General features: G+C 71.9%; 15 protein-coding genes and 1 pseudogene. 10 read left to right on the top strand and 6 right to left on the bottom strand.

Annotated elements, in window-relative coordinates:
* Positions 1 to 19 precede the first annotated feature (19 nt).
* The gene (locus tag FED44_RS23420) at positions 20 to 967 is read right to left on the bottom strand and encodes a DNA polymerase domain-containing protein (protein WP_138462057.1); all 948 of its coding nucleotides are present in this window, start codon (positions 965 to 967) and stop codon (positions 20 to 22) included.
* Positions 968 to 1,085: 118 nt separating this feature from the next.
* Here FED44_RS23420 and FED44_RS23415 point away from each other — a divergent pair, with 118 nt between their 5' ends.
* From FED44_RS23415 to FED44_RS23405, 3 genes are all read left to right on the top strand, one after another.
* Positions 1,086 to 1,898, top strand: coding sequence for a class I SAM-dependent methyltransferase (locus FED44_RS23415; RefSeq protein ID WP_138462056.1), 813 nt, complete (start codon positions 1,086 to 1,088; stop codon positions 1,896 to 1,898).
* 154 nt (positions 1,899 to 2,052) lie between these two features.
* On the top strand, positions 2,053 to 3,177 hold the full coding sequence (locus FED44_RS23410; RefSeq protein WP_138462055.1) for a CapA family protein: 1,125 nt from the start codon (positions 2,053 to 2,055) through the stop codon (positions 3,175 to 3,177).
* Between the two features lie 12 nt (positions 3,178 to 3,189).
* Positions 3,190 to 3,795, top strand: a complete 606-nt coding sequence (locus FED44_RS23405) for a CBS domain-containing protein (RefSeq protein WP_111700905.1) — start codon at positions 3,190 to 3,192, stop codon at positions 3,793 to 3,795.
* Here the strand turns inward: FED44_RS23405 and FED44_RS23400 are convergent.
* Complete coding sequence (locus FED44_RS23400) at positions 3,788 to 4,297, bottom strand: MarR family winged helix-turn-helix transcriptional regulator (protein ID WP_138462054.1); 510 nt, start codon at positions 4,295 to 4,297, stop codon at positions 3,788 to 3,790. The two genes, FED44_RS23405 and FED44_RS23400, sit on opposite strands and share 8 nt — an antisense overlap.
* Positions 4,298 to 4,393: 96 nt before the next feature.
* Between FED44_RS23400 and FED44_RS23395 the strand changes: the two genes are divergently transcribed.
* Genes FED44_RS23395 through FED44_RS23385 form a run of 3 tightly spaced genes read left to right on the top strand, consistent with a single transcriptional unit; the run spans position 4,394 to position 6,507 of the window.
* Entirely contained in the window at positions 4,394 to 5,164 is a 771-nt protein-coding gene (locus FED44_RS23395; protein WP_111700903.1) for a pirin family protein, read from the top strand.
* 24 nt (positions 5,165 to 5,188) lie between these two features.
* Positions 5,189 to 5,518 (top strand): GNAT family N-acetyltransferase, encoded by a 330-nt coding sequence (locus FED44_RS23390; protein ID WP_111700902.1) that lies wholly within the window; start codon positions 5,189 to 5,191, stop codon positions 5,516 to 5,518.
* On the top strand, positions 5,515 to 6,507 hold the full coding sequence (locus FED44_RS23385; protein WP_244302173.1) for a pirin family protein: 993 nt from the start codon (positions 5,515 to 5,517) through the stop codon (positions 6,505 to 6,507). The genes FED44_RS23390 and FED44_RS23385 overlap by 4 nt, the downstream gene beginning before the upstream one ends.
* 395 nt (positions 6,508 to 6,902) lie before the next feature.
* Here FED44_RS23385 and FED44_RS35975 read toward each other — a convergent pair whose 3' ends face one another.
* The gene (locus FED44_RS35975) at positions 6,903 to 7,073 is read right to left on the bottom strand and encodes a hypothetical protein (protein WP_167521570.1); all 171 of its coding nucleotides are present in this window, start codon (positions 7,071 to 7,073) and stop codon (positions 6,903 to 6,905) included.
* Positions 7,070 to 7,540 carry a hypothetical protein gene (locus tag FED44_RS23380; RefSeq protein WP_138462053.1) on the bottom strand — a complete coding sequence of 157 codons (471 nt, stop codon included), beginning with the start codon at positions 7,538 to 7,540 and terminating at the stop codon, positions 7,070 to 7,072. Before FED44_RS23380 ends, FED44_RS35975 begins: the two co-directional genes overlap by 4 nt.
* 344 nt (positions 7,541 to 7,884) lie before the next feature.
* Here FED44_RS23380 and FED44_RS36540 point away from each other — a divergent pair, with 344 nt between their 5' ends.
* Positions 7,885 to 8,259 (top strand): WD40 repeat domain-containing protein, encoded by a 375-nt coding sequence (locus FED44_RS36540; RefSeq protein ID WP_208759137.1) that lies wholly within the window; start codon positions 7,885 to 7,887, stop codon positions 8,257 to 8,259.
* Between the two features lie 363 nt (positions 8,260 to 8,622).
* Positions 8,623 to 10,191, top strand: a complete 1,569-nt coding sequence (locus FED44_RS35970) for a pentapeptide repeat-containing protein (protein ID WP_167521569.1) — start codon at positions 8,623 to 8,625, stop codon at positions 10,189 to 10,191.
* 328 nt (positions 10,192 to 10,519) lie between these two features.
* Here FED44_RS35970 and FED44_RS35965 read toward each other — a convergent pair whose 3' ends face one another.
* Both FED44_RS35965 and FED44_RS23365 read right to left on the bottom strand, forming a co-directional pair.
* Complete coding sequence (locus FED44_RS35965) at positions 10,520 to 10,663, bottom strand: hypothetical protein (RefSeq protein ID WP_167521568.1); 144 nt, start codon at positions 10,661 to 10,663, stop codon at positions 10,520 to 10,522.
* An 89-nt stretch (positions 10,664 to 10,752) separates the two neighbouring features.
* A pseudogene (locus tag FED44_RS23365) lies at positions 10,753 to 11,022 on the bottom strand (transposase); the annotation flags it as partial.
* Positions 11,023 to 11,043: 21 nt separating this feature from the next.
* Here FED44_RS23365 and FED44_RS38180 point away from each other — a divergent pair.
* Both FED44_RS38180 and FED44_RS23345 read left to right on the top strand, forming a co-directional pair.
* A complete protein-coding gene (locus FED44_RS38180) occupies positions 11,044 to 12,315 on the top strand; it encodes a tetratricopeptide repeat protein (RefSeq protein ID WP_138462051.1) in 1,272 nt (423 codons plus the stop codon).
* 652 nt (positions 12,316 to 12,967) lie between these two features.
* Complete coding sequence (locus FED44_RS23345) at positions 12,968 to 14,044, top strand: polyprenyl synthetase family protein (protein ID WP_138462049.1); 1,077 nt, start codon at positions 12,968 to 12,970, stop codon at positions 14,042 to 14,044.
* The last annotated feature ends 183 nt before the right edge of the window (positions 14,045 to 14,227 follow it).

The following is a 14,227-nucleotide window of genomic DNA, read 5'->3' as shown; positions in this document are numbered from 1 at the left end:
CGTGAACCGTCCGGGCCGGCTATCCGCGGCGGGCGCGGGCGCGGCGTTTGCCCTCGTGCATGGCCTGCACCCGGGCGACCGGGATCGTGTGGCCCTCCTCGACGAGGTCGCGGGGGAGTCGCTGGGGCTCCGGCATCAGGTCGGCCCAGGGATCGGCGTCGCGCAGCAGGCGCGCCGCCGTGCGCACGGTGAAGTCGCCGGGCGTGATCCGGTCCAGGTCGTCCCAGGCGACCGGGAAGGAGACGGGGACGCCGGGCCGCACACGGGGGCTGTAGGCCGCGACGACGGTCGCCCCGCCGGACCGGGTCGAGTCGACGAACACCCGGTCTCCCCGGTCCTCCCGGATGAACGCCGTCGTGGCGAGGGCGGGATCGAGGCGTTCGGCCCGGACGCCGAGCGCGCGGGTGGCGGCGGCCACGTCCTCCGTCGTCTCGCCCTCCAGCGGCACGAACACGTGCAGGCCCTTGGCCCCGCTGGTCTTCACCGCGCCCGACAGCCCGGCGTCGGCGAGCGCCAGGGCGACCAAGCGGGCGGCGCCGACGGCCCGGGGGAACGCCTCGGCCGACGGCGGGTCGATGTCCAGCACGAGGTGGGTCGGCCGGTCCCAGTGACCCGCGTGGACGAGAGCGGGGTGATACTCCACCGCCCGCTGGTTGGCGAGCCACAGCAGGGTCCGCCGGTCGTCGCACAGCGCGTACGACACCCGCCGCTGGGAGGACTCGGCCCACACCGTGACCGTCCGCACCCAGTCCGGGGCGTACGAGGGCACGTTCTTCTGCATGAACGGCGCCTGGCCCTCTCTCACCCGCACGACGGACAGCGGCCGGTCGCGCAGCACCGGGACGATCCGGTCGCGTACGGCGTCCAGGTAGTCGACCAGGTCGCGCTTGGCCGCGCCCGCGTCGTCGAACAACGGCCGGTCGAGGTTGGTCAGCGTGACTCCGTCGCGAACCTCATCGCTGGTCATGCGATCACCATGCCCGCGCCCGGCGCCGGAAATCAACGCGGCCCCGGCGTCTCTCGATGCCGTCTCTGAATATGAGACATAATTGCTCAAATGACGAGACGCCTGGAATAGTGACGGCATGGCACACGAAACGGCCGTCTACACACACGGTCATCACGAGTCCGTCCTGCGTTCCCACCGCTGGCGCACCGCCGCCAACTCCGCGGCGTACCTGCTGGGCGCGCTGAAGCCCCACATGCGCGTCCTGGACGTCGGGTGCGGGCCCGGCACGATCACCGCCGACCTGGCCGGGCACGTGCCGCAGGGCGAGGTGGTCGGCCTCGACAACGCGCCCGGCGTGCTGGAGCAGGCCCGGGAGGAGGCGGCGCGGCGCGGCGTCGCCAACGTGAGCTTCACGACGGGCGACGTGCACGCGCTCGGCGCTCCCGACGCCTCATTCTGCGTCGTGCACGCCCACCAGGTGCTCCAGCACCTCGGCGACCCGGTGGGCGCGCTGCGCGAGATGCGGCGCGTGACGAAGCCGGGCGGCATCGTCGCGGCGCGCGACTCCGACTACGCCGGCATGATCTGGTATCCGCTGGTCCCCGCGCTGGACGACTGGCTGGACCTCTACCGCCGGGTCGCCCGGGCCAACGGCGGCGAGCCCGACGCCGGGCGGCGCCTGCGCTCCTGGGCAGGGGAGGCCGGCTTCACCGAGATCACCTCGTCGTCGTCCACCTGGTGTTTCGCCACCCCCGAGGACCGGGCGTGGTGGAGCGGCCTGTGGGCCGACCGCACCCTCCAGTCCGCCTACGCGAGCCGGGTGATCGAGGGCGGCCACGCCACCCAGGACGACCTGCGACGGATCTCCGACGGCTGGCGGGAGTGGGGCGCGAGCGCGGACGGCTGGTTCAGCGTCGTGCACGGCGAGATCCTCTGCAGGGTGGGCTGACCACCCCTCCCCGCCGTGGTGGCGCGGCCGGTCACGGGGGAGGATCGGGGTGTGACCTGCGGAGGACGGAGCCCTGCCGCGGAGCGTGCGGGCCGCGACGGCGGCACGCGGCACGCCGCGACGCCGTCGCCGTCACGGCCGCCGGGGGGCTGACATGCGGCCGACGGCGGGAGACCCGGTCACGCTCTTCCTGTGCGGGGACGTCATGCTCGGGCGCGGCGTCGACCAGATCCTCCCGCATCCCGGCGATCCCGCCCTGCGGGAGCCGCACCTCCGGGACGCCGGGGCGTACGTCGAGCTGGCGGAGGCGGCGAACGGCCCGATCCCGCGCCCGGCCGGATACTCCTGGCCCTGGGGCGACGCGCTGGAGGCGCTGGAGGAGGCCGGTCCCGACGTCCGCGTGCTCAACCTGGAGACGAGCGTCACCCGGTCCGGCGACTTCGCGCCGGACAAGGCCGTGCACTACCGGATGAACCCCGCCAACCTTCCCGCGCTGGCCGTGGCCCGGCCGGACGTGTGCGTGCTGGCCAACAACCACGTGCTCGACTTCGGCGTACGCGGGCTCACCGAGACGCTCGGCGCGCTGGCGGCGGCGGGGCTCCGCCAGGCCGGGGCGGGGCGTGACGAGGACGAGGCGCGGCGGCCCGCGGTCGTGCCGCTTCCCGGCGGCGGACGCGTGCTGGTGTTCGCGGCCGCGATGCCGTCCAGCGGCGTCCCGGGCGGGTGGGCGGCCCGGCGGGACCGGCCCGGCGTGGCCTTCCTCCCGGCGCCGTCCCCCGCCGCCGCGGCCGAGATCACCCAGCGCGTACGGCGGGTCAGGCGGCCGGGGGACGTCGTGGTCGTCTCCGTCCACTGGGGGTCGAACTGGGGTTACGAGGTCGGCGACGACCAGACCGGGTTCGCGCACGCGCTGATCGACGGCGGCGTCGACCTCGTCCACGGCCACTCCTCGCACCACCCCCGCCCCGCCGAGGTGTACCGGGACCGGCTGATCCTCTACGGCTGTGGCGACTTCATCGACGACTACGAGGGCATCACCGGCTATGAGGAGTACCGCGACGACCTGCGGCTGCTGTACTTCGCGACGGTGGAGGCCGCGTCGGGGCGGCTGCGCGAACTGCGGATGGCGCCGATGCGGGCCGTACGCATGCGGCTGCGTCGCGCCGGTGACGAGGACCGCGAGTGGCTGCGCGGGACGCTCGACCGGATCGGCCGGAGGTTCGGCGCGCGGACCGGACCGGCGCCCGGCGGGACGCTCGTCCTCGCGCCGGCCGGGTAGGAGGTGATCACGATGCTGGTCTGCGAGATCATGACGGCGCCGGTGGTGACGGTGCGGCGCACGGCGACGATCAGGCAGGCCGTCCGCCTGCTGTACGAGCAGGACATCACGGCCGCGCCGGTGGTCGAACGGCCGGGACGGATGGTCGGCATCGTCAGCGAGATGGATCTGCTGCGCGGCGAGTTCGAGAGCGAACCCCGGGCCTTCCTGCGCCCCGAGGCCCTGCCCACCGGCAGGCCGCCCGCGCTCGTCGAGGAGGTCATGACGCCGCGCGTCGCCACCGTTGGCGACACGGCCGACGTCATGGACCTCCTGGACCTGATGATCACAACCGGGGTGAAGAGTGTCCCGGTGGTGCGCGACGACGACCTCGTCGGCATCGTCAGCCGGCGCGACCTGATGGGACTGCTGGTCCAGGGCGACCAGCGGATCCGCGACGACGTGCTCGCGGCGCTGCGCGACTGCGCCGACACGGCGTCCTTCGGCGCGGCGGTGCGCAACGGCGTCGTCGAGTTGTACGGCCCGGGCGACGAGCGGTCGGCCCGCATCGCCGAGATGGTCGTCAGGACCGTCCCGGGCGTCGCCGGCGTCGTCTTCCCCGAGGGCCTGATCAGCTGAGTCCGTCGCCGGGTCCGGGTCCGGGGCCGGGGTCGTCGCCGGGGCTGTCGTCGTCGAGGCGGGCGAGCACGTCGGTGGCCAGCCGTTCGAGCGCGGCGACCTGCTCGGGGGTGAGCCCGTCGAAGAACAGGCGGCGCACGGTCGCCACGTGCCCGGGGGCCGCGGCGGCGATGGCGCGGCGGCCCTCCTCGCTGATCACGACGAACGCGCCCCGGCCGTCCTCCTCGCACTCCTCCCGCCGGACGAGGCCCCGCCGCTGCATCCGGGTGAGGTGGTGGGACAGGCGGCTCTGCTCCCACTGGAGGCCGCGCTCCAGCTCGAACGGCCGCAGCCGCCCGTCGGCGTTGTCGGTGAGGTGCACGAGGACCTCGTAGTCCGCCAGGGAGAGGGCGGAACCGGCCTGCAACTCCCGGTTGAGCCGGGCTGTGAGACGCCCCTGCATGCGCAGGTAGGCCCGCCAGGCGCGCTGTTCGTCCGCGTCGAGCCAGCGTGGGCTGTTCATGCGGCCCAGGGTATCCGGAATCAATGACTCGTCATCTATGTTGTGGGGCACCAGTAGATGATGCATCATCTACATGGCGACGAGGAAAGGGTTCCGATGACCACGACCAGGCTGACCCCCCGTGTGGACGTCCGCAGGGCGGCCGAGCGCTTCACCACCCGCATCTCCTGGCTGGATTCCAAGCACTCGTTCTCGTTCGGCGGCCACCACGACCCCGGCAACACCCACCACGGCCTGCTGCTGGTGAACAACGACGACACCGTGCATCCGGGCACCGGCTTCGATACGCACCCGCACCGGGACATGGAGATCGTCACCTGGGTGCTCCGGGGCTCGCTGGTCCACCAGGACTCAGAGGGGCACTCCGGCGTCATCTACCCGGGCCTCGCCCAGCGCATGAGCGCGGGCACCGGCATCCTCCACTCGGAGAAGAACGACTCCTGGCGGCTGACCGGCGGCGGCGCCCACGACGAGCCCGTCCACTTCGTCCAGATGTGGGTGGTCCCCGACGAGCCCGGCATCACCCCCGGGTACGAGCAGCTGGAGATCGAGGGCGACCTGCTGGCCGGCGGCCTGGTGCCGGTCGCCTCCGGCATGGACAAGCACGACGGCGCCGCGGCCATCCGGATCAAGAACCGGTACGCCGCGCTGTACGCCGCCCGCCTGGAGCCCGGCCAGTCCGTGGAGCTGCCGGAGGCGCCGTTCCTGCACCTTTTCGTGCCCCGGGGCGCCGTCGCCCTGGAGGGTGCGGGCATGCTGGAGACCGGCGACGCCGTGCGGTTCACCGCCACCGGCGGGCAGAAGGTCACCGCGACCGAGCCCGCCGAGATCCTCGTGTGGGAGATGCACGCGACCATCGCCGCGTGACGATCTGGGAAGGACGGACAACCGATGGAGCAGACAGACCCGAAGGTCGCCGACAATCCGGAGGCGCGCCGCTTCGAGATCACCGTCGACGGCGTCCTCGCCGGCTTCGCCGACTACGGGCTCGACGGGCAGACGATCTCCTTCACCCACACCGAGATCGACTCCTCGTTCGAGGGCCGCGGCCTCGGCTCGGTGCTGGTCCGCGCCGCGCTCGACGCCGCGCGCGACGCCGGGCTGTCGGTCCTGCCGTACTGCCCGTTCGTACGGCGGTACATCGCGCGGCATCCGGAGTACCTCGATCTGGTGCCGGCCGACCGGCGGGCCCGGTTCTCGCTCGACGAGGCGGCCGGGTGACCGCCGGGCCGCTGAGCCCCGGGGAGCCCGCGCTCTACGGCTGTGAGGCTCTGTATGGCGGCACGGGCGCCGAGGCGATGCCGGAGAGCGTGCTCCTGCCCGGCCACGACGTGCCGCTCGGCCGGTACACGACGGTGCGCCGGCTGCTCCCGCAGCGCCCGCGCCGGATGGTCGGCGCGTGGTGCTTCGTCGACCACTTCGGCCCGGACGACGTGCGCGACCGGCCGGGTATGCAAGTGCCGCCGCATCCCCACACCGGACTGCAGACGGTCACCTGGCTCGCCGAGGGGGAGATCCTGCACCGCGACAGTCTCGGCAACGTCCAGGCGATCGTGCCGGGACAGCTCAACCTGATGACCGCGGCCCACGGGATCGCCCACTCCGAGCAGTCGCCGCCGGACCACCCTCCAGGGATGCACGGGCTGCAACTGTGGGTCGCGCTGCCGGAGGACGCCCGGCACGGCGAGGCGAGGTTCGAGCACCACGCCGCGCTGCCCGTGCTGCGCGACGGGAACGTCACCGTGACCGTCGTGGTGGGGGAGGTGGGAGCGGCCCGGTCGCCCGCGCGGGCGCACACGCCGCTGCTCGGGGCCGAGGTGCTCTTCGGCGGCGCCGGACGCCACCGGCTGCCGGTCGACCCGGCCTTCGAGACGGCGGTGCTGGCCATGTCCGGTACGGCGGAGGTGGCCGGGGTGGCGCTGTCGCCGGGATCGCTGCTCTACCTCGGGCAGGGCCGTGCGGACGTGCCGCTGGAGACCACCGGGCCCGCGCGGCTGTTCGTGCTGGGCGGGACGCCGTTCGAGGAACCCCTGGTGATGTGGTGGAACTTCGTCGGCCGTTCGCACGAGGAGATCGCCGCGGCCCGCGACGACTGGGCGCGCGGCGCCCGCTTCGGCGTCGTCCCCGGCGGGGAGGAGCGGTTGCCCGCGCCCGAGATGCCCACCGTACGGCTGAAGGCCCGCGACCGGCACGGCCGGCGCCTCGGCTGACCCCGCCCGCCGGCGGGTCTCAGTTCCGCGTCCAGAGCCATCCCTGGCTGTCCTCGTCGTACGAGGGGTTGCCGCCGGCCGCGAACACCCGGTCCTCTCCGGGAACCCTGGCCAGGTCGATCACCGCCGGAGCGTTGTTCGTCCTCGGGGCCGTGTCGTACGTCCACGAGGACCGACCGTCGTAGTGGAGACAGGATGCGGTGGTCGCCGTAGTCGTAGTTGTGCGCGCCGAGCCACAGCCCGCCGTGGCCGTCCGCCACCAGGGGGCCGAGTCCGACCGCTCCCGGCGGTACGTCCCGGACCAGGGTCCACCGGTCCCCGTCCCAGCGCATCAGCAGCGCGGCCTGGCGGGCGCCGGGCAGCAGGATCGAGCCGGCCGCCCAGACCTCCCGTTCCTACACCACCGCCAGGTCGTCGAACCCGGCCTCCGCGCCGGTGAGCCACCGGGGCGCGGGCACGTCTCTCCAGCGGCGCCCGTCCCAGTGCTCGATCACGGATTCGGTGCCGGGCCCGTCCGCCACCGCCCACAGGTCGCCGGACGGGCCGGCTTCGAAACGCCGGATCACGGCCCGGCCCGACCGGGGCGAGGGCACGGTGGACCAGCCCGACGATGACCAGTGCGCGAGCCCGCCGACCATCGGCGGCCGTCCCACCGCCGGACGTCCGCGTCCTTGTCGAAGAGCCAGACGTCGCGGGAAGACGTCCCGGACACCGCGTTCAGATACGGCAGGCCCGCCGGCAGGCGCATGCGTCGCCAGGCGCGGCCGTCCCAGCGCGCCAGGCTGCCCCTGCCGGCCTCGCCGGTGCCGCCCACGGCCCAGACCTCGCCATCCGCGGTCGCGGCGACTCTTTCCACCGCCGCGCCGATCGGCGTCTCCGTCCAGACGCCCGTGCCGAGGGACGGGCCCGGGCCGGGCCGGGGGCCCGCTGCCGCCGGGGAGCCGGGGGAGGCCGGGGCGTCCACGGCGCCGTCGCCCGCGCACCCGGTCATCGCCACGCCCAGCACCGCGACAGCGGCCAGCCGTCGGATCATCACGATCACCCCAGACCGTGCTCCCATCGGCGATGCGTGACGGGGCCGCGAAGCGGCCGTACGCACCGATCTTTCGGGCGAACCGACCGAAATTAGCATCCGAACCCGCCTCCCTGAAGGTGCCGCCGAGAAGGAAGAGTGAGAGGCCAGGACGCGTGACGCTGTTCCAAGGTTCGTCTTCGGCTTGGGAAGTGGTTCATCGGCTTGGCCCTCTACATCGTGCGCACTACCCCGCCGGCACCCCGGCGCGGGTACTGAGTGCGACGGCGACCCTGATGGCCTTTCTGCCCGCCGTGCTGCTCGCCCTGTACGGGCAGTGAAGAAGCCACATCACCGCCAACTTGGTGATCCGCTGCAAGAAGCCGCCGCGTTGGGAACACTTGGAGGTCATCGTCGAGGCCCTCACCGGAGATGGCAGCCGTATCGAGGAGTTCCGTGCCCTGTGGCTGACAGCCGATGAGGAAGCCAGCCAACAGGCACCAGCCACACTGTCCTCTGCGGAGTTGCTGGAGCTGTATCAGGCGATGGGCGTTGTCCTCACCGACACCGATTCGGTCGTCGCGGTGGACTTCCACCCCGACGGCCACGTGCTCGCCACCGCCAGCAGCGACGAGAGGGTGCGGTTGTGGGATGTGACCACCCGCCAACCCGTCGGCGCCCCCCTCACCGGACACACCGGCCCTGTCTTGGCAGTGGCCTTCTCTCCCGCGGCCCGCTAACGGCTGCCGGTCGCCCCGTGCAGAGGGAGAAGATCCTCCCGACCAGTAAGGCGACAGAAAGTAGTCGAGTGCCTTCAGATTTCCAATCTGTCCGGTATGAGATTCTTGTAACGACCCGCTGCTCCCCGGCGACAGGGGAATGTGCCGTCTGTCCCCGTCAAGAGACGACCCCCTGCCCTTCGTGTGCCCAAATCGCTGTGGTGGTGGGTCCCCTGGCTTGCACTCGGCGTGGCCGCCGCGGCCGTCGTCACCGGATGGCTCCTGATCCGCGATCTACCATCGATCCCTGGTGCCTTCGCGGGAGTCTCGGCGAGCCCGGCCGCACCGGCCCCGCCGTCGCCCAGCGCCTCGCCTGCGCCCGCGGTGACCGTCACCGTAATCGCGACACCTCAGGTCAAAGGCACCGACATCGCCCTGGCCCGTAACGATGCCATCCGAACCGCTCTCGCCACAGCGGCTGGCCTCGGTGCCGCGGTAACCCTGCTGCTCGCCTTGCGCCGCCAGCGCCACCAGGAGCTCAACGCACTTCACACCGAGTACGACGGCGCCGAACGCCGCGCGACCGAACTGTACACGAAGGCCGTGGAGCAACTCGGCCACGAGAACGCCCCCGTACGGCTTGGTGGTCTATACGCACTGGAACGCCTCGGGCAGAACGACCCCGACCACCGGCAGACCATCGTGGACGTGATCTGCGCTTACCTGCGCATGCCCTATACCCCACCCGACGACGATTGGCGCCGAGAAAGCGACGCAGCCTCCCGGCCGGCGGGGCCCTGGGCCGTCAAGGATCATAGCGACGCACCAGACCTGCACCAAGAAAAGGAAGTCCGTCTCACCGCACAGCGCATCCTCACCGCCCACCTGCGAAATGAATTGGATCCGGAACCATCCTGGCGACAGCCACTACGGCGGTATAGGTGGAAACAGGCATCCGTCCAGTCGCGATTCTGGAAGGACATACGGCTTGATTTGACCGGTGCGACCCTGATCGACTTTGATTTCTCCGTCTGCTCCACCGCGGCCGCCTGGTTCCCGAGGGCGACCTTCACCGGGCACGCCTTGTTCCCGAGGGCGACCTTCACCCAGACCGCCCTGTTCCACGGGGCGACCTTCACCGGGCACGCCCTGTTCTATGGAGCGGCCTTCACCGGGGACGCCTCCTTCAGCTGGGCGGCCTTCACCGGGGACGCCCGGTTCAGCGAGGCGACCTTCGCCCGCGACGCCCTCTTTGACAGGGCGGCCTTCGCCCGGGACGCCGTCTTCGACAGGGCGGCCTTCACCGGGGACGCCCGGTTCAGCGAGGCGACCTTCGCCCGCGACGCCCTCTTTGACAGGGCGACCTTCACCCGGGACGCCTCCTTCAGCTGGGCGGCCTTCACCCGGGACGCCCTGTTTGCCGGGGCGACCTTCACCGGGCACGCCCTGTGCTACGGGGCGAACTTCACCGGGGACGCCTCCTTCAGCTGGGCGGCCTTTACCGGGGACGCCCGGTTTAACGAGGCGACCTTCGCCCGCGACGCCCTCTTTGACAGGGCGACCTTCACCCGGGACGCCGTCTTCGACAGGGCGACCTTCGCCCGGGACGCCGTCTTCAGCGAGGCGACCTTCACCCGGGACGCCCGGTTCAGCGAGGCGACCTTCACCAGGAGCGCCCTGTTCGATAGGGCGACCTTCCGCGGGGATGTCAACTGCCAGGACGTAACCTTCAAGGAACTCGCGTTATTCGCGGATATCCAGCCGTCTGATGTGACTTTTCGCTTTGACTTGGCAAGGGTCACCCATCCCGACCGTCCGCACAGGTGGCCTCCGGGCTGGTCGGTTGTCACTTCGTCAGATGGGCAAGGACAGCTGGAGTGGGCTGATACGTCCCTGCTGACAGGCTCTGACCAGGATGAGACCGGTACCGCCAAGTATCACCCCGAGACCTGAGCCCCGATCCCAGTCTCGGATCGCACGCGCGAATGATCGCGAAGGGCTACGCCGGCTTGGCCCGGACACGATCGGCGTGATTAGGGAGTGGCTGGTGCTGGCGCGGGATCGTGGTCTGCTGCGGCCGTGCCCGAGTGCTGGCCCGGTGTATCTCGCGGCCCGAGGCCTCTTCCGCCAGTCCACCGGAGCTCGATAAAGGTTTCTGAGCTACGAGGCGTTGACCGCCGCATCAGCGGCGTCCCGGCAGAACCATACTGACCGCCCGCTCTGCGGGCCCGTGAGCCCACGGCGGGATCCGGGCCCTACTGGCTCGCCTCCCGCTGTGCTCTCAGACCCGGCTGGCGGCGGATTGGCGCCGGTACTTGTCCAGGTATTCGTCCCAGGACCATGCCTCCATGAAGTTCTCCGCTGCTTGCTTTCGGTTGCCGAACAGCGTGCGTCCACCTGCGCGGTCAAGGTTGAAATTGCTCACGTTGACTCCACCGGTGTTAACGAAGATCGTGCGGGCCCCTACGGACAGCAACCGGTACCGGGCCTGGACCTTGTGCTTGGCATGGCGTGCCAGGTGGGTGGGGGTTTCCTCCGGGACGGACCCATGTGGCCAAGGGTATCGGCGCGAACGGTGGCACCCGCGACCATCTGATTCTTGGGGACGGCGACCACATAGCTGACACCGCGCCGCTCCAGGAAAGAGCGGAACTTGTAGTCCATGCCGTAGGCCTCATCCGCTGTCGCCCATGACACCGGCAGGCCCCCGTCCAAGGCCCGGGCCAGCATCTGCCGGGCGAGTATCGGCTTGGTGGCGAACTCCACCTCATCGGGGATGCCGGCCTGGGCGGCGACCATGAGGCGTTGGAGGAGCTGGCCGGTGAGCTGGACGGGTTGCCGCTGGCACTCAAGCAGGCCGGCGCCTACATCACCCACACCCCCGGCATCACCGTCGCGGCCTACCTGGAGTTGCTGCGTACCGCCCCGGCCCGGGCGCTGGCCGCGCACGTACGCCGACGCTCAGGGCCCGGCTCTGACGCCCAGGAGGTCGTCGCGCGGGTGTGGGCGGTCACCGGGCAGCGCATCGGCCGGCAGAGCCCGTTTGCGGTGCGGGTGTTGCGGGTGCTGGCCTGCTACGCCCCCGACGAGCTGCCCTGCGCCGTCCTTCATGGACTGGATGGCGCGGGCCCGGCCGAGGTGGCCGAGGCGCTGGGGGTGTTGGTCTCCTACAGCATGATCACCCGCTCCCCGGACGGGCAGTTGGTCAGCGTGCACCGCCTGGTTCAGGTCGTCACCCTCGCCGGCCTGCCCGGCCACGAGCGCGCCGAAGCCCGAAGCACCGCGGCCGACCTGCTGCAGGCCGCCCTCCCCGAGGGCTCGGAGCGCATCTCCTCCTGGCCCGTCTACGCGAGTTTGTTGCCACACTCCCGCGTCGCCCTGCCGGCCGAATCCCCGGGCATGGGCGCTGTCGTCGACTATCTGCGCGCCAGCGGCGACTACCGCACCGCCAAAACCCTGCAACAACGCCACGCCGGCGCGCTGCACGACACCCTCGGCCCTGACCACCCGGACACGTTGACCGCCCGGGCGAACCTGGCCTACTGGACGGGGATGGCGGGGGATGCGGCGGCCGCGCGGGACCTGTACGCCGGGCTGGTGCTGGTGCGCGAGCGGGTGTCGGGGACGGAGCGCCCGGACACGTTGGCAGCCCGGGCGAACCTGGCCACGTGGACGGGGGAGGCGGGGGATGCGGCGGCCGCGCGGGACCTGTATGAGGTGCTGGTGCCGGTGCGGGAGCGGGTGTCGGGGACGGAGCACCCGGCCACGTTGGCAGCCCGGGCGAACCTGGCCTACTGGACGGGGGCGGCGGGGGATGCGGCGGCCGCGCGGGACCTGTATGAGGTGCTGGTGCCGGTGCGGGAGCGGGTGCCGGGGACGGAGCACCCGGCCACGTTGGCAGCTCGAGCGAACCTGGCCTTTTGGACGGGGATGGCGGGGGATGCGGCGGCCGCGCGGGACCTGTTCGCGATGCTAGTGCCGGTGCGCGAGCGGGTGTCGGGGACGGAGCACCCGGACACGTTGACCGCCCGGGCCAACCTCGCCCACTGGAGGAAACAGGCGAGAGGGTACCGGTGAATGCGTCGCTATCGCTGAGCGGGGGTGTTCATGGGCTGGTGGCCGGCCCGTAGCTCGCGCAGGTCGGGGATGTGGTTGTACAGCGTCCCCGGACTCACCCCCAGCAGCTCGGCGATTGACGTGATCGAGCGCTGATCCGGTCAGGGGTGTCTGCGGGACGCCCGGTAGGTCAGGCGCTGCTGCGGCCGGCTGGGTGGCCGCCTGCCTGGCGTCGGCGCGCTGCGGGTGCTGAACCATCCCTCGCCTGCGCCATGCGTCCGGACTGCTGCCCGGCCCGAGAAGTGTCGCCCGGAGTGACGAATGTGTTACCTCTCCTCGTTCTTCAATGAATCGGTGGGTTTCGGAACTGCCCGAGGTGATCAAGCCGTGCGGGCCGCCCCGAGGAGGGCGGGCCCGCGCGGTGCTGGGCCCCGACCACCCCGACACCCTCACCTCCCGCAACAACCTCGCCAGCGCCTACCACTCCGCGGTGACGCCGGCGCATCGGCCGGGCGGGCTCGGCGCCGCTCCGCGGAGCCGGTTTTCGCGTGATGTGACGGATCACGGGGCGAACCGGTGAGAAGTTCCGACTATCGGAACGCCTGGTTCTACTTTGCGTGCTCATTAAGTAACTTTCCGCAGGGAGACCGGCGCGCCGACGAGGAGGCCGACCATGACGGCGGAGATCGTGGACACGTCCATCACCGGCATCACCGGCCGGATCCGGCGGCGGGTCGACGAACTGCTGTCCGACTTCCTCGACGCGCGGCGCCCTCCGGTCGGCGACCACGACGTGGCCGAGGGATACCGCCTGCTGCGTGAATTCGTGATCGAGGGTGGCAAGCGGGTCCGGCCTCTGCTGTGTTACTGGGGCTGGCGGGGCGCCGGCGGTGAGGAGCTTCGCGAGGCGGCGGTCGTCGCCACCGGCGCGGCGCTGGAGCTCTACCACGCCGGTCTTCTCATCCACGACGACCTTATGGACGGCAGCGAGCTGCGCCGGGGACGTCCGACGATCCACCGGGGGCTCGCGCGGCCGGGGCGGTTCGGGGCGGCCGAGGCGTTCGGCCAGTCCGCGGCGATCCTCCTGGGCGTGCTCGCCCAGGCCTGGGCCGAGGAACTGCTCGCGGACGCCGCACCCGCCGACGTGCGGGCCCGCGCGGCCCGTGACCTCTTCAACCGCATGCGCACCGAGGTCGTCACCGGTCAGTACCTCGACCTGCTGGCGCACGCCCGGGGTGACGACGGGGTCGAGCAGGCGCTCACGGTGATCCGGTACAAGACGGCGCGCTACACGGTGGAGCGCCCGCTGCAGATCGGCGCGGCGCTCGCCGGGGCCCCGCCGAGCCTGCTGGAGGCCTACTCCCGGTTCGGCCTGCCGCTGGGGGAGGCGTTCCAGCTGCGCGACGACGTCCTCGGCGTCTTCGGCGACCCCTCGGTCACCGGCAAACCCGTCCTCGACGACCTGCGCGAGGGAAAGCGGACCGTCCTCATGGCGTACGCCTCCGCGCGGGCCCGCGGACCGGAACGCGACCTGCTGCGCACCTGGCACGGCGATCCCGCACTGGACGAGGCGCGGGCGGCGGAGCTGCGGCGGATCATCGTGGACACCGGCGCGCTCGACCGGGTCGAGGAGCTGATCGTCCAGCGGACCGGCCAGGCGCTCGCGGCGCTGCGCGACTGCCCGATCACGCCGGAGGCGGCCGAGGCGCTGGCGGTGCTCACCGAGCGGCTCACGCGTCGCGTCCGGTGAGGCGCGCGAACGGCACGCCCGCGTCATCGGCGGCTTCCCGCGTCCTTCGCCCCATCCGCCCGACCCGCGCCTTAGGCCCCATCCGCGCCTTTCGCGCTGGGGCCGGTCCGGCGGCGCGGGACCCTCCGGGCGGCGCCCCTCCGATGCCTTCCCCTCCACCGCTCGGCGACGAGCACGACCTGT

The sequence above is a fragment of the Microbispora triticiradicis genome (assembly GCF_005864065.1).
Lineage (GTDB): Bacteria > Actinomycetota > Actinomycetes > Streptosporangiales > Streptosporangiaceae > Microbispora > Microbispora triticiradicis.
The sequence above is the reverse complement of the archived record's forward strand: the minus strand, read 5'-3'. Positions and strand labels throughout refer to the sequence as shown.

Excerpts from the sequence above, each read along its gene's own strand:
- FED44_RS23400 (WP_138462054.1), bottom strand. The coding sequence starts at position 4,297 with ATGAACAGCCCACGCTGGCTCGACGCGGACGAACAGCGCGCCTGGCGG.
- FED44_RS23395 (WP_111700903.1), top strand. The coding sequence starts at position 4,394 with ATGACCACGACCAGGCTGACCCCCCGTGTGGACGTCCGCAGGGCGGCC.
- FED44_RS23410 (WP_138462055.1), top strand. The coding sequence starts at position 2,053 with ATGCGGCCGACGGCGGGAGACCCGGTCACGCTCTTCCTGTGCGGGGAC.
- FED44_RS23345 (WP_138462049.1), top strand. The coding sequence starts at position 12,968 with ATGACGGCGGAGATCGTGGACACGTCCATCACCGGCATCACCGGCCGG.
- FED44_RS23390 (WP_111700902.1), top strand. The coding sequence starts at position 5,189 with ATGGAGCAGACAGACCCGAAGGTCGCCGACAATCCGGAGGCGCGCCGC.
- FED44_RS23405 (WP_111700905.1), top strand. The coding sequence starts at position 3,190 with ATGCTGGTCTGCGAGATCATGACGGCGCCGGTGGTGACGGTGCGGCGC.
- FED44_RS23380 (WP_138462053.1), bottom strand. The coding sequence starts at position 7,540 with ATGATCCGACGGCTGGCCGCTGTCGCGGTGCTGGGCGTGGCGATGACC.
- FED44_RS23420 (WP_138462057.1), bottom strand. The coding sequence starts at position 967 with ATGACCAGCGATGAGGTTCGCGACGGAGTCACGCTGACCAACCTCGAC.
- FED44_RS23415 (WP_138462056.1), top strand. The coding sequence starts at position 1,086 with ATGGCACACGAAACGGCCGTCTACACACACGGTCATCACGAGTCCGTC.